Annotated in this window: 19 protein-coding genes and 1 tRNA gene; 10 read left to right on the forward strand and 10 right to left on the reverse strand. The window is 56.6% G+C overall.

The features are described from left to right. Positions 1–186: 186 nt before the first annotated feature. The 3 genes from AZE99_RS07110 to ppdK all read left to right on the forward strand — a co-directional run bounded on the left by AZE99_RS07110 (position 187) and on the right by ppdK (position 6,488). Complete coding sequence (locus tag AZE99_RS07110; RefSeq protein ID WP_231862713.1) at positions 187–1,059, forward strand: glycine--tRNA ligase subunit alpha; 873 nt, start codon at positions 187–189, stop codon at positions 1,057–1,059. A 139-nt stretch (positions 1,060–1,198) separates the two neighbouring features. Further along, positions 1,199–3,586 (forward strand): glycine--tRNA ligase subunit beta, encoded by a 2,388-nt coding sequence (gene glyS / locus AZE99_RS07115; protein ID WP_067199266.1) that lies wholly within the window; start codon positions 1,199–1,201, stop codon positions 3,584–3,586. Positions 3,587–3,809: 223 nt separating this feature from the next. Continuing rightward, complete coding sequence (gene ppdK, locus AZE99_RS07120; RefSeq protein ID WP_231862714.1) at positions 3,810–6,488, forward strand: pyruvate, phosphate dikinase; 2,679 nt, start codon at positions 3,810–3,812, stop codon at positions 6,486–6,488. On the opposite strand, the gene AZE99_RS07125 is transcribed toward ppdK, so the two are convergent. After that, positions 6,485–7,174, reverse strand: coding sequence for a DUF4259 domain-containing protein (locus tag AZE99_RS07125; RefSeq protein WP_067199278.1), 690 nt, complete (start codon positions 7,172–7,174; stop codon positions 6,485–6,487). The genes ppdK and AZE99_RS07125 overlap by 4 nt on opposite strands. Positions 7,175–7,281: 107 nt before the next feature. Here AZE99_RS07125 and AZE99_RS07130 point away from each other — a divergent pair. Both AZE99_RS07130 and folE read left to right on the forward strand, forming a co-directional pair. Beyond that, a tRNA-Arg gene (locus AZE99_RS07130) sits at positions 7,282–7,358 on the forward strand. A gap of 101 nt (positions 7,359–7,459) precedes the next feature. After that, on the forward strand, positions 7,460–8,080 hold the full coding sequence (gene folE, locus AZE99_RS07135; protein WP_443027811.1) for a GTP cyclohydrolase I FolE: 621 nt from the start codon (positions 7,460–7,462) through the stop codon (positions 8,078–8,080). A 13-nt stretch (positions 8,081–8,093) separates the two neighbouring features. Here the strand turns inward: folE and AZE99_RS07140 are convergent, their stop codons facing one another. The 9 genes from AZE99_RS07140 to AZE99_RS07180 all read right to left on the reverse strand — a co-directional run bounded on the left by AZE99_RS07140 (position 8,094) and on the right by AZE99_RS07180 (position 16,374). Beyond that, positions 8,094–8,750 (reverse strand): Fe2+-dependent dioxygenase, encoded by a 657-nt coding sequence (locus tag AZE99_RS07140; RefSeq protein WP_067199283.1) that lies wholly within the window; start codon positions 8,748–8,750, stop codon positions 8,094–8,096. Continuing rightward, on the reverse strand, positions 8,750–9,796 hold the full coding sequence (locus tag AZE99_RS07145; RefSeq protein ID WP_067199286.1) for a hypothetical protein: 1,047 nt from the start codon (positions 9,794–9,796) through the stop codon (positions 8,750–8,752). Before AZE99_RS07145 ends, AZE99_RS07140 begins: the two co-directional genes overlap by 1 nt. 87 nt (positions 9,797–9,883) lie before the next feature. After that, positions 9,884–10,528, reverse strand: coding sequence for a 50S ribosomal protein L9 (gene rplI, locus AZE99_RS07150; RefSeq protein WP_067199288.1), 645 nt, complete (start codon positions 10,526–10,528; stop codon positions 9,884–9,886). Positions 10,529–10,538: 10 nt separating this feature from the next. After that, positions 10,539–10,763 carry a 30S ribosomal protein S18 gene (gene rpsR / locus AZE99_RS07155; protein ID WP_067199291.1) on the reverse strand — a complete coding sequence of 75 codons (225 nt, stop codon included), beginning with the start codon at positions 10,761–10,763 and terminating at the stop codon, positions 10,539–10,541. Positions 10,764–10,783: 20 nt separating this feature from the next. Next, positions 10,784–11,146 carry a 30S ribosomal protein S6 gene (gene rpsF / locus AZE99_RS07160; RefSeq protein WP_067199293.1) on the reverse strand — a complete coding sequence of 121 codons (363 nt, stop codon included), beginning with the start codon at positions 11,144–11,146 and terminating at the stop codon, positions 10,784–10,786. 292 nt (positions 11,147–11,438) lie between these two features. Then, positions 11,439–12,320 (reverse strand): SH3 domain-containing protein, encoded by an 882-nt coding sequence (locus AZE99_RS07165; protein ID WP_067203390.1) that lies wholly within the window; start codon positions 12,318–12,320, stop codon positions 11,439–11,441. A 196-nt stretch (positions 12,321–12,516) separates the two neighbouring features. Then, a complete protein-coding gene (locus AZE99_RS07170; RefSeq protein ID WP_067199295.1) occupies positions 12,517–13,617 on the reverse strand; it encodes a helix-turn-helix transcriptional regulator in 1,101 nt (366 codons plus the stop codon). Between the two features lie 79 nt (positions 13,618–13,696). Beyond that, a complete protein-coding gene (locus AZE99_RS07175; RefSeq protein ID WP_067199297.1) occupies positions 13,697–14,974 on the reverse strand; it encodes an acyl-CoA dehydrogenase family protein in 1,278 nt (425 codons plus the stop codon). Then, entirely contained in the window at positions 14,971–16,374 is a 1,404-nt protein-coding gene (locus tag AZE99_RS07180; RefSeq protein WP_067199299.1) for a phosphotransferase family protein, read from the reverse strand. The genes AZE99_RS07175 and AZE99_RS07180 overlap by 4 nt, the downstream gene beginning before the upstream one ends. A 119-nt stretch (positions 16,375–16,493) precedes the next feature. Here AZE99_RS07180 and fabD point away from each other — a divergent pair, with 119 nt between their 5' ends. The 5 genes from fabD to mltG all read left to right on the forward strand — a co-directional run bounded on the left by fabD (position 16,494) and on the right by mltG (position 20,956). Next, entirely contained in the window at positions 16,494–17,429 is a 936-nt protein-coding gene (fabD, locus tag AZE99_RS07185) for an ACP S-malonyltransferase (RefSeq protein WP_067203391.1), read from the forward strand. Positions 17,430–17,475: 46 nt separating this feature from the next. Then, positions 17,476–18,219 (forward strand): 3-oxoacyl-[acyl-carrier-protein] reductase, encoded by a 744-nt coding sequence (gene fabG, locus AZE99_RS07190; RefSeq protein WP_067199301.1) that lies wholly within the window; start codon positions 17,476–17,478, stop codon positions 18,217–18,219. A gap of 115 nt (positions 18,220–18,334) precedes the next feature. Further along, a complete protein-coding gene (locus AZE99_RS07195) occupies positions 18,335–18,571 on the forward strand; it encodes an acyl carrier protein (protein ID WP_067199304.1) in 237 nt (78 codons plus the stop codon). Between the two features lie 152 nt (positions 18,572–18,723). Then, positions 18,724–19,980 carry a beta-ketoacyl-ACP synthase II gene (gene fabF / locus AZE99_RS07200; RefSeq protein WP_067199307.1) on the forward strand — a complete coding sequence of 419 codons (1,257 nt, stop codon included), beginning with the start codon at positions 18,724–18,726 and terminating at the stop codon, positions 19,978–19,980. Between the two features lie 4 nt (positions 19,981–19,984). Continuing rightward, positions 19,985–20,956 carry an endolytic transglycosylase MltG gene (gene mltG / locus AZE99_RS07205; RefSeq protein WP_067199309.1) on the forward strand — a complete coding sequence of 324 codons (972 nt, stop codon included), beginning with the start codon at positions 19,985–19,987 and terminating at the stop codon, positions 20,954–20,956. The last annotated feature ends 47 nt before the right edge of the window (positions 20,957–21,003 follow it).

Below are 21,003 nucleotides of genomic sequence, written 5' to 3' on the forward strand. Positions count from 1 at the left end.
TCATCCTGAACTTGTTTCAGGACCTCCACGGGCTGTGCGCGTTCTCAAGAGGTGCTGAAACAAGTTCAGCATGACGAATAAGGTCGCAGATCAGGCCATTCCTCCCTTGACCCTCTGCCGCCCTTTCGCCAAAGCAGCGCGTAAATATTGCACCTCCTTTTTTGGCATGCGAAGAAAGTCTTCATCTTGACCGATACGAAGCCGCTCAGCTTCCAGCAGATCATCCTGAAACTCCATCAATATTGGGGTGATCGCGGCTGCGCGATCCTGCAGCCCTATGACATGGAAATGGGGGCAGGGACCTTCCACACGGCGACGACATTGCGGGCGCTTGGCCCCGATCCGTGGAATGCGGCCTTTGCCCAGCCTTGCCGCCGTCCGACCGACGGGCGCTATGGCGAAAATCCGAACCGGTTGCAGCATTATTACCAATATCAGGTGATCCTCAAGCCATCGCCGCCCGACATTCAGCAGCTCTATCTCGACAGCCTGTCGGTGATCGGCATCGATCCGATGCTGCACGACATTCGCTTCGTCGAGGATGACTGGGAAAGCCCGACACTCGGCGCCTGGGGGCTGGGCTGGGAAGTCTGGTGCGACGGCATGGAAGTCACCCAATTCACCTATTTTCAGCAAATGGGCGGTTTTGACTGCAAGCCGGTGGCTGGCGAACTGACCTACGGGCTCGAACGGCTGGCCATGTACATCCAGGGCGTCGATAGCATTTATGATCTGGATTATAATGGCGCTGGAATGACTTACGGCGATATCTTCCTGGAAAATGAGAAGCAGATGTCGGAGTGGAATTTCGAGGTCGCCAATACCGAAACCCTGTTCGACCTATTCAACAAGGCGGCGGCCGAGTGCGAAAATTGCCTCGACAAGAAATTGCCGATTCCCGCCTATGAGCAGGCGATCAAGGCGAGCCACGTGTTCAACCTGCTGCAGGCGCGCGGCGTGATCTCGGTACAGGAACGGGCCAGCTATATGGGCCGCGTTCGCGATCTGGCGAAGGGCAGTTGCGAAGCCTATATGACGAAAAACGGGTGGGCAGCGTGATGGTACTAGACACCCTATTTTCCTCCCCGTTGCGCAGCAATGGGGAGGTGGCAGTCCGAAGGACTGACGGAGGGGTTGCCCCTCCACCACGCTTCGCGCGGTCCCCCTCCCCATGCTACGCACAGGGAGGAAGAAATAGATGACCGATTTCCTTCTCGAACTGCTCTCCGAAGAAATCCCCGCCCGCATGCAGGCCAAGGCCCGCGTTGACCTGGAGCGCCTGTTCACCGCGCAAATGGCAGAAGCAGGCCTGAAAGCCGGCGCGATCACCGTCTATTCGACGCCAAGGCGACTTGCCCTCATCGCGAAAGACCTGCCCGCACAGACCGAAGCGGTCAGCGAGGAAGCCAAGGGACCACCGGAAGCGGCGCCCGATCAGGCGGTAGAGGGTTTCTGCCGCAAGAATGGCGTCACCCGCGACCAGCTGGAAGTGCGCGATATCAAGGGGCGTCCGACTTTCTTCGCGGTGATCAACAAGCCGGGCCGCGACACCAGGGATGTGCTGGCGGAAGCCATTCCGGCGATCATCAAAGCTTTCCCATGGCCAAAATCCATGCGCTGGGGTGATGCCAGCGTTTCCACCGAAAGTCTGCGTTGGGTGCGACCGCTGAGCGGCATCGTTGCGATCCTCGGCGATGACCTTGTGCCCTGCGAAATTGACGGCTTGACGTCAGGCTATGATACTGTCGGACATCGTTTTCATCATCAGGGCATGATCACCATCGGCAATGCCGGTGACTATGCCGAAAAGCTCCGCGCCTGCCATGTGCTCGTCGACCATGAAGAACGCCAGAACATCATCCGCGACGGCGCCGCCAAGGCTGCATCGGATGCCGGACTGGATCTGGTCGAGGACGAAGGTCTGGTGATCGAAAATGCCGGCCTGACCGAATGGCCGGTGCCTTTGCTGGGATCATTTGACCCTGCGTTTCTGGATGTGCCCGAAGAGGTGATCCAGCTGACCGCCCGGGTGAACCAGAAATATTTCGTGTGCAAATATCCTCCCAATGCGCAGCATGGGGAGGACAAATTGGCCCCGAATTTTGTCTGCACGGCAAACATAGCCGCCAGCGATGGCGGCAAGGCAATTATCGCGGGGAATGAGAAAGTCCTCGCCGCACGGCTCTCCGACGCCAAATTCTTCTGGGAACTTGACCAGAAGACCAAGTTGGAGGATCATGCGAAGAAATTGAGCAACATTGTGTTCCACGAGAAATTGGGAACGGTTGCCGACAAGGTAGAGCGTGTGGCCAAGCTGGCTGAGTGGTTGGCGTCTTTAGAAGGGACTGGGTTACTCCGTGCCGACCCGGAACAGACCAAGCAGGCCGCACGTCTCTGCAAAGCTGATCTCGTCACCGAAATGGTCGGCGAGTTCCCCGAGCTGCAAGGCTTGATGGGCGGTTATTATGCAGAGAAAGAAGGACTTCCGGTGGAAGTCTCGCACGCGATCAGAGATCATTACAAGCCGGTCGGGCAGGGCGATGAAGTGCCTACCGATCCGGTTACGGTTTGGGTGAGTCTGGCGGATAAGCTGGATACGCTGGTTGGTTTCTTCGCGATTGACGAGAAGCCGACTGGGTCGAAAGACCCGTTTGCTTTGAGGCGGGCCGCGATAGGCATCCTGAGCTTGATCACGACGTCAAACATGAAAATTAGTTTGAATGCACTCGTCGATGCAGCATTGGTTGGTCTGAAATGTACCTTTCAACAAAAAGATGAATGGAACATTTACCCTGATGATGAAAACGAAATGGGTTCAATGCATGTAGGTGATATTCGTGTGGCTTACCATGAGCTTGACCTCGAATATGCTGCCTTTGATGTAAAAGCATTTGTGAAGTACCAAGAAGGTGAAGTTGAATCCCCAATTGGAGACTTCCTGACATTCGTTCACAAGCATGAGCGAGTGAAGAGTTGGATACTCGATTTCCTCGCCGACCGCCTCAAAGTCCAGCAACGCGAAGCGGGCGTCCGTCACGATCTGATCGACGCGGTCTTCGCGCTCGGCGGTGAAGGCGATCTGGTGCGCCTGCTCGCCCGAGTTAAGGCGTTGCAGGCTTTTGTGGAAACTCCGGATGGCGTGAACCTGCTCGCCGGTTACAAGCGGGCTTCGAATATTTTGAAGAAAGAAGCGGGCAATTCCGTTCGTGTCGAGCGTAGTCGAGACACGGATGCGGCAGGACAGGGTCTCTCGACTTCGCTCGAGACGAACGGCCGAGAGCGCTCCGCATCAAGTGCGGAGCAAGATGGTGCAAAATCCCTTTCCTACACACCCGAAAAAGCCGAAAAGGCCCTTATCGACGCGCTAGACGCGGCGCAGCCGGAAGTGACCGCGGCGATCAAGGCAGAGCAGTTTGAAACCGCGATGACCGCTCTGGCCGCATTGCGCGGGCCGATTGACCAGTTTTTCGAGGATGTGACGGTGAACGACGAGGAGGAAGACAAGCGTGAAGCCCGGCTTGCCCTGTTGGCACGCTTCCGCAATGCCGTCCACCAAGTCGCTGATTTCTCTCAGATTGAGGGCTAGAAGATATTTGATTCATAACAGTGTAAAGTTTGTAAAGTTCGACGGCGAGGTTTTTTCGGCAAGGTGACCTGAGAAACTGGCCCCTCCCTTTCAAGGGAGGGGATTCAGGGGTGGGATATGAGGAAAGGGGCTCGATGCCGCTTTCCGAATTTCCTGGCGACACGGCACCACCCCAACCCCTCCTCTGAAGAGGTGGGGCTAACATATGGAGTTGAAAGCAAGAATGACCCAATATGTATATCGTTTCGGTGGCGGAATAGATGCAGATGGCGCGCCCGGTGATTCCACAGAGGCCCGCAACCTGCTCGGTGGCAAGGGCGCCAATCTCGCCGAAATGGCCAATATTGGTCTGCCGGTTCCTCCCGGTTTCACGATCTCGACCGAAATGTGTACCCGCTATTATGCCGAAGGCGGCCAATATCCAGACAGCGTCCGGGACGAAGTCGCGCAGGGCATTACCCATATTGAGTCCGTCACCGGCAAGTCATTCGGCGACGCCGCCGATCCGCTGCTGGTTTCCGTTCGCTCCGGCGCCCGCGCCTCGATGCCCGGCATGATGGATACCGTGCTCAATCTCGGTCTGAACGATGACACGGTCGAAGGTCTGGCCAAGACATCCGGCGACGAACGGTTCGCCTGGGACAGTTACCGCCGTTTCATCCAGATGTACTCCGATGTGGTCCTCGAACTCGACCATGATGCTTTTGAAGAAGCGCTGGAAATCATCAAGGAAGACAATGGCTTCTTCACTGATACCGAGATGGAGTCGAAGCATTGGAAAGCTCTGGTCGGCGAATATAAGTCGCTGGTCGAGGAGCAATGGGGCAAGCCTTTCCCGCAGGATGTGAATGATCAGCTCTGGGGCGCGGTCAGCGCCGTGTTCGGCAGCTGGCAGGCAGACCGGGCCAAGGTCTACCGCCGTCTCAACGACATTCCCGGCGAATGGGGCACGGCCGTCAATGTCCAGGCGATGGTATTCGGCAATATGGGCGAAACCAGCGCCACCGGCGTCGCCTTCACCCGCAATCCGTCGACCGGTGAGAGCCTCTATTATGGCGAATGGCTGATCAATGCGCAGGGCGAGGATGTCGTCGCCGGTATTCGTACGCCGCAATATCTCTCCAGGGCAGCACGCGAACAGGCCAATGCCAAGCCGCTGTCGATGGAAGAGGCGATGCCGGAAACCTACAAGGAACTGACCGACGTTTTTGACCTGCTCGAACGCCATTATCGCGACATGCAGGATATTGAATTTACCGTCGAGCGCGGCAAATTGTGGATGCTGCAGACCCGCTCGGGCAAGCGCACCGCCAAGGCGGCGCTGAAAATCGCGGTCGATATGGCCCATGACGGCCTGATTACCGAGGAAGAAGCGGTGATGCGCGTCGATCCGATGGCGCTTGACCAGCTGCTCCACCCGACGCTCGATCCGGAAGCCACGCGCGATGTGCTGACGACCGGCCTGCCGGCCTCTCCCGGTGCGGCCAGCGGCCTGATCGTGTTTGACAGCGATACGGCCGAGCGGCGCACCGAAATGGGTGATGACGTCATTCTGGTACGAGTCGAAACCTCGCCGGAAGATATTCACGGCATGCACGCGGCCAAGGGCATATTGACGGCGCGTGGCGGCATGACGTCACATGCGGCTGTGGTTGCCAGAGGCATGGGGAGACCTTGTGTTTCCGGCGCCGGCACGGTTTCGATCAACAATGAAACCAAGGTGATGAAGGTCGGCGACCGCGAACTCAGGGAAGGCGATTTGCTGACCATCGACGGCAGCAATGGCCAGGTGATGGCCGGCCGTGTCGATACGATCCAGCCCGAGCTGGTCGGCGATTTTGGCGTCTTGATGGTCTGGGCCGACAAGGTTCGCCGTCTTGGTGTCCGCACCAATGCGGAAACCCCGCTCGATTGCCAGGTCGCCCGTGATTTCGGTGCCGAGGGTATCGGCCTTTGCCGCACCGAACATATGTTCTTCGATGCAGCGCGTATTACTTCGGTTCGCCAGATGATTCTTGCCCCCGACGAAAAGGGCCGCAGGCAGGCGCTGGCGAAACTGCTGCCCGAACAGCGCAATGATTTCCGCCAGATATTTGAAGTCATGGTCGGGCTGCCGGTGACCATCCGGCTGCTCGATCCGCCGCTGCATGAATTTTTGCCGCATCACCAGTCGGAGTTCGAGGAAGTGGCCAAAGCCGCCGATGTCGGCGTTGACACGCTGAAACAGCGGGCCAATGAATTGCACGAATTCAACCCGATGCTCGGCCATCGCGGCTGCCGTCTTGGCGTCACTTATCCCGAAATCTACGAGATGCAGGCACGCGCGATATTCGAAGCCGCCTGCGAAGTCGCCGAAGCCAGCGGTCAGGCGCCAATTCCCGAAGTCATGATCCCGCTCGTCGCCACTGCGCGCGAACTGGAACTGATGAAGGATGTCGTCGACCGGATGGCCAAAGAAGTCTTCGCCGAAAAAGGTCGCGAGATCGAATATCTCGTCGGGACGATGATCGAGCTGCCGCGCGCTGCGCTGATGGCCGGTGAAATCGCCGAACATGGTGAATTTTTCAGCTTCGGCACCAATGACCTTACCCAGACCACTTTGGGCGTCTCGCGCGACGATGCCGGGCGATTCCTGACCCAATATGTCGACAAGGGCATTTTCCCGCGCGACCCGTTTGTCAGCCTCGATATCGAGGGTGTCGGGCAGTTGATCGAAATCGCCGCCGAACGGGGCAGGGCCGTTCGTCCTGATATCAAACTCGGCATCTGCGGTGAGCATGGCGGTGATCCGGCTTCGATCGCATTTTGCGAGAAAACCGGTCTCGATTATGTCAGCGCATCGCCTTATCGCGTGCCGATCGCGCGGCTAGCGGCAGCGCAGGCGGCGCTGAACCGAAGCTAGTCTTCCGTTCGGCCCAGTATCCGGTCGATTTCGGCCTGAGCGATGTTGAATTTCCAGTTCTGGACCATGTGCTTGCTGTGCAATTTCCCGTTCAGGCAGGCGAGATGGCAATAGAGACCTCGTGAGACAAACAGCCCGTCCGCGTTTGACAGGTCACGAAATTCGAGCTGGAAAATTTCGTCTTCGGTAATGGGCTGATCGCAAAAGGCGCAGGGCGTGAGATAGCCTTGGCTGCTTTCGATTTGTGTCAGCGGCGGCGGGTCACAGGGCACATCGGCATTGAGCCGGTCGATCAGGCCGGTAACGGCGATATTCCACTCATTGGTTTCGCTATCCTCTTCTGACCATAGTTCGAGCAGTTCCGATCCTGCCAATATTCGGGAAACCGAATCCTTCGCCTTGTTGATCAGAGGCGTGTCGGGCTTTGCCATGGTACCGAGGCGGTTGCGGAGGTCGTCGGGAACATCGGCGGCCTGCTGCCCCATGAGAAAGGCGACGCATTCCGCTGCAGCCAGGGTTTCGCTTGCCAGATCCACTTCGATATATGCCTCCGGCCCACAATCGTCTGTCTGGCCAAACGATTCGAGCTCGTTTAACTTGCCTTCAATGTCATCGGTCGAGGCGACTTCGGCGGCCCAGTCTACCGCGGAATCATTCTCGAAACTGCCCGTACCCCATGTTCCCATCGACCGTCTCTCCGTCCGTTGATGGTCTTTCTACAAATGAATGACAAAATAGCCACTAAAATGGCTTGCAAGCGCGGGCATCACCCCCTATCTGCACCGTCTGGTTAGCGCCCATAGCTCAGCTGGATAGAGTACTTGACTACGAATCAAGGGGTCGGGAGTTCGAATCTCTCTGGGCGCACCACTTTCCCTCTTTTGTCAGATCCTGCCCCAAGGTGCACTTGCACATGGCCCGATGCTCGCCTAGTTTGTCGGCATTGCACCCGATGAACTGAAGGACCTGTTTTGGCCGATTATTCCCAATCCATTGTCGACGCGCTTGCGGAGCGCGAAGCCCAGAAAATTACGGTACCCGACGAGGTCCAGGACGCGGTGCGGACGCTGTTGCGCTGGTCCGGCGAAGACCCGGAACGCGAAGGGCTGATCGACACGCCGAAACGCGTGGCGCGGGCTTGGAAGGAATATTGCGAAGGCTATGCCGAGAACCCGGCGATGCATCTGGCGCGAACCTTCGAAGAAGTCGGTGGCTATGACGAGCTGGTGCTGCTCAAGGACATCCCGTTCCACTCCCACTGCGAACATCATATGGCTCCGATTATCGGCAAGGCCAGCATCGCCTATATGCCGACCGACAAGGTTGTCGGCATTTCCAAACTGGCTCGCGTGCTCCACGGATTCTCGCGGCGGCTGCAGGTGCAGGAACGGCTCACTGCCGAAGTTGCAGAATGTATCTGGGATAATTTGAAGCCCGCCGGTGTGGCCGTCGTGATCGAAGCCAGCCACAGCTGCATGACTGCACGCGGCGTGCGCACTCCGGGTGTTTCGATGACCACCAGCCGTCTGCTGGGTTGTTTCCTGGAAGATGCGCGCAGTCGCGAGGAAGTGATGAGCCTGATGGGCTATTGAGGCGAAAGCCCGCTCAACGCATCCATTTTCGCATCAGATTATATTGCACCGCCTGCAGGCGGGCATAATTTTCCTGCGCCATATTGAGGCCCTCGAGAGCCGCGACTTCGTTCAGTTCGTATAGCAGATTGCGCTTCATCACATCGGGGATTTTGCTCTGGATGAAGGTGATCGCAACCATGCGTTCGCCTTCGGTCACCGGCTCGACCTCGTGTAGCGTGTAAGAGGGATAAACGATCGCTGTCCCCGGAACGCCCTTGAACCGCATGCTCGCTTCTCCCTGGGTGACATGGAGGGCGCCGCCCTTGCAGTCGTTCACATCGCTCAGGAATATGGTGCAGCTCAAGTCGGAGCGAAGCGGGCCGTCGGGCAGGGGTATGATCGCGCTGTCGGCGTGCAGCCCGTAGTTCATCCCCGGCTTGTAACGCGTGATCAGCGGCGGTGCGACTCTCTCGGGAAATGCGAAGTCGACAAATTCGCGATTGGCCATCAGCGCGTCGTGCAGGATCTGCGAGGATTTCTTATAACCTTCGACATCGTGCAATTGCAGGTTATTCTTCACCTTGCTGTGCGGATTGCTGATCTTGCCGTCGACAAATTTTGCGGTATCGGCAATTTTTTTCAGTTCATTGACCTGACTTTGGTCGAGTAAGCTGAGTTGCTTGAACATTATCGTCTCGTTTCCGCTTTTGCTATCGCCGCGCCTACTACCGGGAAGCGCCGCGCCAATTGGTTAACCCATAGCAGCGTCTGCCTGATATCGTCAGCATGAATTTGCGCAGCTTCGGCCAAGAGCTCTTCCCGCAGCGATGCACTATAGTCATATTCGGGGGCCTTGGAATAGCTGGTCATGATCGGGCTGGAAACCAGACTCCGGGAATCTTCCATGGAAAGATGTCGTCCGAAATGGCTGGCCGCAATCTGCAGCTGTTCGGCGGGCTGGTGAAGAAAATCATCGAAATCCATCCACGCGATATTTGCGTCTGGGCAATGATGTTCGGCATCACAGAGCGTGACCATCTCGCACAGCCACCCCAGAGCAGCGGTCTGGGCAAGCGACAAAGTTTCTTTGCTGGCCAATGACTCGCCGCAGTGCCGTTCGAGCCGGAGCAGCCTGAGTTCGGCGAGCGCCGCCGCTTCCTGTTTTGATGCATCCCCGGCCAATATGGTTGGCAGATAGCGATCAAGAGAAGCGAACAGGAAGAGCGCCGTGCCGTTGTCTGCAAGCAAGTTCTTAGCGAGAGGGCTGACAAAGCTGCTAGCCTTGATCATCACCCGTTGGTTTGCGTGAAATACGCGCGAGAGCCAGTTTTCTACCTGGGTCAGACGTGTCGCCAGCTCTTGTTCGGACCAGCCGATATCAGCCGGCTTGACAACCTGAACTTCAGCCAGTTGCCGCAATATTGCCGGTTCGCGCAGGGCAAGAAAGTCGTCCAGTTCCCCCAGCAGCCGGGAAATAAGAGTCGATCCGACATGGCCGACGTGGAAAATATAATGGGGTTTGTTGAGGGAAGACGGAGGCAGTGAAGGAATATCCGGCCATGAAACGATCTGCCGCTGCAGTTCCGGCGTCAATATGCGCTGGTCAAGAAAGCTGGCTTGCCGGAAGGCGGCTTCGCTCATCGTCGATAGCAGCACCTGATCCTTGGCCAAATCAGCAAGATGCGGAAAGAGTGACGCATCTTGTGCAAAAACGGATTGCCAATCGTTATTCAACCGATCCTCCAAAGAGAAAGCCCGGGTCTGGTGGGCCGTCTTTCGACGGTCCGGACCCGGGCTTTCAAAATCAAAGTCAGAATAGGACTATTCCTTGGTTTCGGTATCGTCCTGCTCTTCTGTTTCTGTGGTCTCAGGCGCAGCATCTGCATTTGCTTCAACTGTTTCTTCACCCGCATCTTCGCTGTCAGGCGAAAGAGCTGCAGCGGCCAGTTCAGCCTGATCATCTTCAAACATCTGGGCGATCACGTCGACGCCGTCTTTTTGCAGATCAGCTTCATCATCCGAACGGGCGACATTGGCCTGGATGGTAACGTTGACTTCCGGGTGGAGGCGAACGCGAACATCGAAAACACCGAGTGTCTTGATCGGCTTTTCCAGGATGACCATGCTCTTTTCAACGACGGCGTTCTTGCCATCGGCGTTCAGGGCTTCGACAATATCGCGAACGGACACGGAACCATAAAGCTGGCCGCTGGCAGACGATGCACGGATCAGAACGATCTGCTTGCCGTCGATGCCGCCGGATGCCGCTTCGGCTTCCTTGCGCTTCGTTTCATTGTCCGCTTCAATCTGCTGGCGATTGGCTTCGAAGACCTTCTTGTTGGCTTCGTTGGCGCGCAGCGCTTTCTTGTTGGGCAGCAGAAAATTGCGAGCATAGCCGTTTTTGACGGTGACGATGTCGCCAATGCTTCCCAGTTTCTCTACGCGTTCAAGCAAAATAATATCCATTGTTTCGCTCCTACTTCACGAGATAAGGCAGCAGGCCGAGATGGCGTGCGCGTTTGATGGCTCTGGAGAGCTCGCGCTGCTTCTTGGCGGAAACTGCGGTGATACGACTTGGTACGATCTTGCCGCGTTCGGATATGAATCCCTGCAGCGTCTTCACGTCTTTATAGTCGATGGGCTTTGCGTTCTTGCCGGAAAAGGGGCAGCTTTTGCGGCGACGGAAAAATGGACGTCCCATGTTTTAACTCCTTTTCTGGCTTAATTGTCGTCGCGACGCGGTTTGCGTTCGCGATCACGTTCGGGTTTGCGCATCATCACGGACGGGCCTTCTTCATGCTCGTCGACGCGGATGGTCAGGAAACGGATGACATCTTCGTTGATCCGGGTCTGGCGTTCGAGTTCCAGGACAACGCTGCCCGGTGCATCGAGACGCAGCATGACATAATGTGCCTTGCGGTTCTTCTGGATCTTGTAGGCGAGCGTACGCAGGCCCCAGGTTTCGGTCAATACGACCTTGCCTTCATTCGATTCAACAATTTTGGTGGCTTCCTGCGCGAGAGCATCAACCTGAGACTGGCTCAGATCTTGTCGCGCGAGGAAGACATGCTCATACATTGGCATGCAATCATTCCTTCATTTACCGCCGATCGCTGACGCCGCACCATGCAGACACGCCCCTCCGGCTTTCTTCGTTTTCCGGGTGATTCGGACGGACCGGATCACGCGGAAGCGGCGCCTATGGCGGAATTGGGAGCGGATTGCAAGAAGTAGTGCGTATCCAATGCATCCCCGAACCCGGACACTCGAAACCAGCATGCGATACTGGAAGTCTGTCGACCAGGTCCTGCAAAAAAGGACGCTTTCCGGTTGGAAAGCGTCCTCGAGACGATGGCAGCTTGCGATCGGGTCGCTATTATCGCAAGTCTTCCACCGAAACCCATCCCTTGGTGCCGTAATTGTCGCTGACTTCGACAAACAGCCCCGCTTTGCTGCCTGTGGGAGTCAATTCGGTATCGGCCCGTAACGCCCGCACCGTTTTGGCATTCGCACTGGCACTGGCATAAAGATTTGTGTCGACGGCCACGGTATATGTTGCCGCGGCCTCAGCAGCAGGGGATGCTGTGTGAACCGTCGATAACGCGCCGGCCTGGGAGACAACGCTATTAAAGGCGATGATGAAAGCCTCGGTCAGCATCTTGCCGTTTTTCGATCCGGAATAGCCCGCACTGTCAGCACCAGCGATCCATGCCGTTCCACCAGCAAAAGACAGGGTCGATTTTTTCACTTCTCCGGTGCCGGCAATCAGAGTCTGGCCGTTCGTCGGGCTGACCACGCGAATGCCGGCCGCAACCACCTTTTTCTTGCCGCCAAGCCCGCCAAACATCCCCATTAGCGCGCCTGCTCCTGGAACGCTTCCCAAAACCTGACCCGCAGCACCTGAACGGATGAAGGCCTCTGTCGCGACACCTTTTGCTGCCTGAACGCCTTGGTCGACTTCTTCCTTGTCGCCAGCGATAACATTGACCAGGAAATTGGCCGGCGCTGCGCTTGCAGTGTTGTGCACCTCAAAGCATCCTGATTCCCGCGTAATTGCCGCGACCAGTTCGCGGGGGCTGCCCAGTCCGAATTTGCTCCAGCCCTGGATATCTCCATCGACCACGGCGATTGTGCCATAGCTCGCATCGCAATGCGTTAGCTCCACGGGTGATTTCGTTGCGGCTTCGGCAGGCGAGGCAATTGCAATCATCGCAGCAAAGGCGATTGCGGTTGTGGAAAAAAATTGTGATCTGATCATGATATTCTGGCTCCCTTTGCGCATCAAACAGTTTTTCGAGTTGAGAAACTTTGCTCCCCAACGAGGAGCCGTGAGACTGTTTATGCGCGGAGCAAAAAGCGCTTTCATCATTCATTTGAATGAAGGCGGAGAATTTTCCTGATTATCAAATAAAGAGCAATCGGTTGAAACTTATGTTCTCGCGAGGGGCCGTCGCTTACCCGTCCGAAGCATCCTCGCTTTGCCCCATAGCGATGTTGGCAAGCAGTCCGACCAGTTCCGCTTGACGGCCACAGCCTGTTTTTTCAAGCACGCTGCTGAATTGCGATCGCACGGTGGTGATCGATACTTCGCCGTCTGCGGCGATCTCGGCCAAAGTCTGACCTTTCACCAGGCCTTTGGCAATCCGGGTTTCAGCCACAGTCATGTCGAACAGGCTTCGCATCAAGGTAGTCGACGGCGCACGCGTCTGATCGAGCGGGGTGAAGAATAGAAGCGCATAACTATTGGCGAAAATATCATGGGCAGCCAGTTTTAACGGCATGACATGGCCTACGAAAATCGCGTTGCCATCCTGGTTGCGAATCGGAAAGGAAAGGCTGTCAGTGGAGGAAATGCCATCCAGTGTTTTCAATGCGCTGCTCAAAAAGTCTCCCGAACGCCGATCTGAAAAAGTCACTCGTCCGCCAGCCGCATTGAATTGCACATGGTCAGCAACCGATTGAGCCCGGTCATTGGCTTCGACAAATTTGCCTTCGGCGTCGAGAACCAGAGCGGGCAGGCCGAACTTGGAAAGCGTTTCGCTTGCGCCTTGCGCGCGTTGCAGGCCAAGTCGAGTCGAAACAAAGGCACTGCGCAACAAATGGGGACGAAGCTCATTGAGACGGTCGACGTGATTGCGCTCGATCGGACCCTGATCCAGCTGGCGCTCGATGCTGAAGACGATATTGTCTCCGGTCGGCATTTGCAGAAGCGTTCCGGCCGACCAGCCGAGACCGCGCGGATGAAAGAAATCCCGATAAAAGGGATTATTGGCCAGTTCCTCTTCGTTCCAGAAATCCTGTTCGACAAAAAATGTTGGCTGCGATTTCCCCATCATGCAGGTCCGCCGGGGGCATTTTTCAAACCAGCCATCTTTGACATAGGTCTCAAATGCTTCGAACACATTTTCCGAAGCAGTCCAGTTTACCGCTTTCCGGGCAGAAAACAGCATGCCACCTATGGAGTCGGTTATCTGCGCCAGTTCATCCAGAACGTCAGGCCAAAGCTCCGGCACCACGGAACATTCATAAATACGATCAATCAACTGTTCCTGCATAGTCTGAACTACCTGACTATTTGAATTTCCCCGATCAGATATCGAATGGCCAATTTAACGATGCATTCTCAGATAGCTACTATTTCTTCTTGTGCAAAAATCCGAACATATCACCGCCAATTTTGCGCATCTGGATTTCTTCCGCGCCTTCCGTGATCCGGTAGCGACGATGGTGCCGGTAGATATGCTCAAACGGCTTGTGGCGGGAATAGCCCATGCCGCCATGGACCTGCATCGCGCGGTCGGCGGCGTCGCAGCACAGGCGGTTTGCGCGATAGTTGCACATGCTGACCTGGGCGGAGAGATATTTGGCAACATCGGGCTTCGGCATCGTGTCCATCTTGGCTGCCGTCGCGTAGATCAACTGTCGAAGCATCGCCGCTTCGGTGTGCAGTTCGACCAGCGGGAACTGGATGCCTTGGTTGACCGACAGCGGTTTGCCGAACGGCTTGCGTTCGCCCGCATATTTCACCGATTCGTCGATACAATATTGCGCCGCTCCCAGCGAAGAGGCGGCCTGGCGTATGCGGTTTTCATGGACGAAATGCTGGGCGCAGGCGAGGCCCATGTCGAGATCGCCGAGCACCGCATCAGCCGGAATCCAGACGTTGGTATAGGAGCATTTCGGGTGATCGGTGGGCATGTTGAATGTCCACATATATTCGCCAATTTCAAAGCCCTCTGCGTCCACCGGCACGATGAAGCAGCCAATCCCCCTGGCGTCGCCGTCCTTGCCGCTGTGTCTTGCAAAGGTCATGACATGGGATGCCTTGTGCAAGCCGGTGGTCCACATCTTGTTGCCGTTGATCAGCCAGCCATCGACTCCGTCGCGGGTTTCCCGGACCGCAGTCGTGTCCATCCAGGTCGCGTCCGATCCATGATCTTCTTCGGTAAGCCCGAAACACCAGCCCATCCTGCCCGCGAGCATCTCGGGAATATAGTCGCGCTTCTGCTGTTCGGTGCCAAAGTCGCGCAACATCAGCGGCTGGACCAGATTGCCGACGATCGAATTCTCGTTCTGCAGGTCATTGTGCAGGCCGAGTCCCTTGTGCGCCAGATGCTCGCGAATTCGGGCCATGCCCAGATTGGTACCATTCTGTCCGCCAAATTCCGCGGGCAGGGCATAGCGATAATGGCCGGCGGCATCGGCAATCTGCCGCATTTCGACCAGCAATGCTTCCCATTCCTCGGTTGGCAGTCCCTGATTTTCCCAGTTGGTTCGCGCATCTTCCCGCCGATGATCGAAGAAACGGATATTGTCATCGCGCTGTTCAACCGGATTGATCTCGGCTTCGATAAATTCATCCAGTACGTCCAGATAATCTTCGATTTCCTGCGGGATTTCAAAATTGGTCATGATGGACTCCATTTGTTGAGCGCGACCATCAGGCCGGCATATTTGGGTTGGTCGATGGATAGTCGTTCCAGAGCGGATAGCCGCAGATGGTTCCAGACAGCGGCATCGGTTACCGCGATATTCCCGGTTGCAAGTCCGCTGCACAGCTGTTTCTGATCATGTCCGATAGCGGCGAGTCTGGTGCGGGCGGCCTCCCGGAAACCTGGTCCCCATTCTGCCTGCCGCCGCGCGATGCCGAGAGCGTTGCCGGCGACGCGCGACTGGAATTTGTCATGACCCTGCAGGCCGGGCATCACCTGCTTTGCGTTCCATTCTTCAAGAGCCGTCAACAGTTCGCCATAGCCGGTCTCGCCGGTCACGCTTTCCTGTTCGGGCATCGACCAGTTGAGCGGAGTGGATATGCTGTCGGGCAGAATCTCCTCAAATAACAGGGCGAGATCGATTTCCACCTCGGACACCCGGCGGCCGATCACCGTGCGCTCGAGCGAGCGGTCGCCATGGCTGCGCCAGATCTGCCCCATCACCATGCAGGCGACGCCCCACCAGAGGGTGGAATAGATCAGCCAGAAGCGAAAGCGGTCCGGATCCACCGCAGCCCCGCTGGCATCGGCATAGGCTTGCAGGAAGGATGCGGCGCTGTCGAAGCCGCCGGCTGCCTTTTCATAATGGCCGAATCGCCAACTCGGCGTGCACAGATAGGCAAGGTCCTGAACCGGATCGCCCAGCCGAACCAGTTCCCAGTCGAGTACCGCCGACAGGCCCTGATGGTCGATCATCAGATTGCCCATGCGAAAGTCGCCGTGCACCAGATATTTGTCGCTGGCATCGGGCGCATTCTGCTCGAGCCAGTGAAATGCATATTCGTAGATCGGAATCTGGCCGCCGATCTCGTGATATTTTTCTTTCTGGACCCGGATCAGTTCGTCGGGGGAAAAATATTCCAGCGACCGGGTCAGGGAATTCATCGGTATCTGGTGAATGGCAGCCAGTTCGCGCGCGCATTGCTCGGTCAACCTGCCTTCGGCCTCGGCAAAGGCGGGATTGCCCAATATTTTATGCGGCAGGGTTTCGCCCTCCGCCTTGGTCATGATGAAGCCTTCGCCCAGGCCATCGCCAGGCTGCAGCCGTCCACGAACCTGCGGGGCTGTAACGCCAGCAGTACGGGCCAATTCAATAATGTCCGCCTGTGTGGCAAGCGGGACGCCACGCAAGCCGTCATCATTTGGCGAAAGGCCGCCGGGCAGGCGGCGCAGGACATAATCCTCACCGCCGTAGGAAAAAGCCCAGCTTTCCATGCTCGCGCCACCCGACAGTCGTTGAACGCCCGTGAGCTCGCCGCCCTTGCCAAAGGTTTCCGAACAATATTCGGCTAGTCTTTTCTCGAATGTCTCATCGTTCATGTGAAGGGGTTTAATCGGACGATTAAAAATACGCAATGCTTTTACAACGTTACGGCGACGCTTGCATGACCGGCCAATTCTCCCTAATTCCGCACCATATTTTCCAATTGGGGGTCATCATGCGCGCATTTATTTTTCCGGGACAGGGTAGCCAGGTGGTTGGCATGGGCAAAGCGCTTGCCGAAGCGAGCAGCACCGCGCGCGAAGTGTTCGAAGAAGTCGATCACGCGCTGGAGCAAAATCTGTTTGCGCTCATGTGCGAAGGCCCGCTCGATGAGCTGACCCTGACCGAAAACGCCCAGCCGGCAATCATGGCCAATGCCATCGCCACCTTGCGGGTGATGGAAAAAGATGGCGGCACGTCGCTAGGGGATTTGTGCAACTATGTCGCTGGCCACAGTCTTGGCGAATATACGGCCTTATGCGCTGCCGGAGCCCTGGATCTGACGACAACGGCGGAATTGCTGAAATTGCGCGGCCTGTCGATGCAGAAAGCGGTGCCGGTGGGCAAGGGTGGTATGGCGGCCTTGCTGGGCGCTGATATCAAGAAGGCGTCGGCGCTGGCCAATGCTTCCACTCAGGGAGAAATATGTACCGTCGCCAATGACAATGATCCGACTCAGGTGGTGATCTCCGGGCATATTGGTGCGATCGAGCGCGCGATTGCGGCGGCAAAGGAGCATGGCATCAAACGCGGTATCCTGCTTCCCGTGTCAGCGCCGTTCCACTGTTCCCTGATGCAGCCCGCGGCCGAAGCCATGGAAGAAGCTCTGGCCGAGGCCAGCATTTTCCCGCCGGTGGTTCCCGTTTATGCCAATGTTACAGCGGCTCCGGTCTCGGACGTCGATGAAATCCGCGAACTGCTGGTGCAGCAAGTCACCGGCACTGTGCGCTGGCGGGAATCGGTCGGCAATATGGCGGAAGCCGGAGTCGAGCAATTTGTCGAATTTGGCGGCAAGGTGCTGACCGGGATGGTTGGCCGGATTGCGCCCGAAACCGAGACCGTCAGCCTTGTCTCCCTGGCTGATATCGAGGCTTTTCTGAAGACTCTCTAGCCCGAGAATCCGTCCTCAATTATATGGAATCGTGAAGGAATTTGGAATGTTTGACTTAACCGGAATGACTGCTCTGGTAACCGGAGCTTCGGGCGGGATCGGATCGGCAATTGCCAAATCCCTGGCTGCGCAAGGCGCGACGATCGCGCTTTCCGGAACGCGTCGGCACGTGCTGATGGAGATGATTCCCGAAATGGCCGGTGAAGGTCACATCGTAATGCCATGCGATCTTTCCAAGCCGGAAGAAGTGGATGCACTGGTCCCGGATACGGTAGCGAAGCTCGGCAAGCTCGACATATTGGTCAACAATGCCGGCATCACCCGCGACGGGCTGGTGATGCGCATGTCGGACGAGGATTTTGCCGACGTGATCCGGGTCAATCTGGAATCGGCCTTTCGGCTGATCCGCGCTGCTGCCCGGCCGATGATGAAGGCGCGCCACGGCCGGATCATTTCGATTAGTTCGGTCGTCGGGGCAACCGGCAATCCGGGACAAGCCAATTATGTTGCGTCCAAGGCCGGTCTGGTCGGCATGTCCAAGGCATTGGCCCAGGAACTGGCTTCGCGAAACATCACCGTCAATTGCGTAGCGCCGGGATTCATTGAATCACCTATGACCGATGCGCTGACCGACGCCCAGAAAGACGAGATCAACCGCAAGATTCCCGCGGGTAAAATGGGCAATGGCGACGATATTGGTGCCGCGGTGGTCTATTTGGCCAGTCAGGAAGCTGCATATGTGACCGGCCAGACGCTGCACGTGAATGGCGGTATGGCGATGATTTCCTAGGGCTTTGCCTAAAAACATCATCTCCCATACGATTTCGACTTCACGGACACTTGCAAGGCGCGCGCCACCGCACTAGGACGAAATTGAAATTCATTCCTAACAAAAAGGACCTCTCATGAGTGAGACTGCAGACCGCGTAAAAAAGATCGTTGTTGAGCATCTGGGTGTTGAAGCCGACAAAGTGACTGAAGAAGCTGCTTTCATCGATGATCTGGGCGCTGACAGCCTCGACATCGTTGAGCTGGTTATGGCGTTTGAAGAAGAATTCAGCGTCGAAATTCCAGATGATGCAGCCGAAAAAATCGGTACCGTCAAAGACGCCATCGATTTTATCGACAAAAACAAGAGTTAATTGATTTTGGGGTGCTGCCACGAAAACTGGCACGCCTCAGGGCCAATGATCGCTGAAAGACAGCAAAGCGGCTCACCGGCCCGGGAGGAATGTCCTGAACCGGTGGCCGTTTTTGATTTAGGGCAAGGAAAGCCCGCAAGGAGAGGCATGATATGCGCCGTGTAGTTGTAACCGGAATGGGCCTGGTAACGCCGCTGGGCGGAGATGTGGAAACGACCTGGAGCAATATATTGGCTTCCAAGTCGGGAGCCGGGAAAATCACCCGCTTTGATGCATCCGATCAAAAATGCCATATCGCCTGCGAGGTAAAGCCTGCCGATCATGAATATGGCTTTGATCCAAATTTGCGCGTGGACCACAAGGTTCAGCGGCAAGTGGATCCGTTTATCATCTACGGTATCGATGCGGCCGGTCAGGCGCTTGAAGATGCCGGTCTCACTGACATGTCCGATGAAGCCAAGCTGCGCGCTGGCTGTTCCATCGGATCCGGGATCGGTGGATTGCCGGGAATCGAAAAAGAATCGATCGTATTATATGAACGCGGACCGAGCCGGGTCAGCCCGCATTTTGTCCACGGACGCCTTATAAACCTCATTTCCGGCCAGGTTTCGATCAAATATGGACTGATGGGGCCCAATCATGCGGTTGTGACCGCTTGTTCCACCGGCGCCCACAGTATTGGCGATGCCGCTCGAATGATCGCTCTGGATGACGCTGATGTGATGTTGGCCGGTGGCGCGGAAGCGACCATTTGTCCGATTGGTATCGCCGGCTTTGCTCAGGCAAAGGCGCTGTCCACCAAACGCAACGACGATCCAACAGCTGCGTCCCGTCCCTATGACAAGGACCGCGATGGTTTCGTGATGGGCGAGGGCGCTGGTGTCGTATGTCTCGAAGAATATGAACATGCCAAGGCGCGTGGTGCCAAAATCTATTGCGAAGTTGTCGGCTATGGCATGTCCGGCGACGCCTATCATGTTACCGCACCGCATCCTGGCGGCACCGGCGCATATCGGTCGATGGAAATGGCCCTCAAGCGTTCGGGCCTGACCACCGCTGATATAGACTATGTCAACGCGCACGGCACATCAACGATGGCAGACACCATCGAACTGGCTGCGATCAAGCGCTTGTTCGGCGATGACCTCAAGACCATGTCGATGAGCTCGACCAAATCGGCTATCGGCCATCTTCTCGGCGGCGCAGGAGCGGTGGAAGGCATCTTCAGCATTCTCGCCCTGCGTGATCAGATTGTGCCGCCGACGCTCAATCTTGATGATCCCGACGAAGGATGTGAAGGCGTTGATCTGGTGCCACATTTTGCGAAAAAACGGGAAGTGAAAGCCGTGCTGAGCAATAGCTTTGGCTTTGGCGGCACCAACGCCAGCATCATCATGAAAGCCATCTAATATCATGCGCCGTCTCGGTTGCCTGATATTGGTGGCGGCGGCGGTCATTGCAGTGCTGCTGGCGGGGAACTTCCTCTATGGCTGGAACGCCAGCGGACCGCTGGAAGAGCAGCGGACGATCGTCATCAAATCCGGTTCGAGCCTGTCTATGGCCGCACAGGTCATGGAATCGGAAGGCGTCATAAAGTCCGCTGATAGCTTTTTGACCAGGGCAAAAATACTCGGTGGATCAGAGCCGATCAAGGCTGGAGAATTTGAAATCCCGGCAGGTGCGAGCAATGCACTGATTCTGGACATCTTGCAGGGCGGCAAATCGGTGCAACGGCTAATCACCGTTCCAGAAGGGACGCCGTCGATCATTGTTTACGAAAAACTGATGGCCGAAAAACTGTTGAAGGGTGATATTCCCGTGCCGGCGGAAGGATCCATACTGCCAGACAGCTACAGTTTTGAACGCGGAGAACAACGCGCGGCGGTGGTTCAGCGGATGCAGAAAGCGATGAGTGATACGCTTGCCGAGCTTTGGCCCATGCGGACGAAAGCCAGTGTGGTCAACACACCGGAAGAGGCGATCATTCTGGCATCGATCGTCGAAAAGGAAACCGCTCTGGCAAGGGAACGGCGGACGGTTGCTGCGGTTTATGGCAACCGTGTCGAGCGCAACATGATGCTGCAAGCCGATCCGACGATCATCTACCCGATCACGCGCGGAAAACCGCTGGGTCGCCGTATCCGGCAATCGGAAATTGCCCAGGTCAACGACTATAACACCTATGCAATGGTCGGGCTGCCCAAAGGACCGATAGCCAATCCGGGCCGGGCTTCGATCGAGGCGGTTCTGAATCCGGCACGAAGCGAAGCGCTCTATTTTGTCGCCGACGGCAAGGGCGGGCATATCTTCGCCAAGACATTGAAAGAACATAATGCCAATGTCGAAAAATGGTTTGCGATCCGGCGTGAACGCGGAGAGATGTAGCAGGCTCTGGTGCCGGGCGATCGTGATCCGGGGATATTCGGACTGAC

Origin of the sequence: Sphingorhabdus sp. M41, from assembly GCF_001586275.1 — a bacterium.
In the GTDB taxonomy this organism is placed as follows: domain Bacteria; phylum Pseudomonadota; class Alphaproteobacteria; order Sphingomonadales; family Sphingomonadaceae; genus Parasphingorhabdus.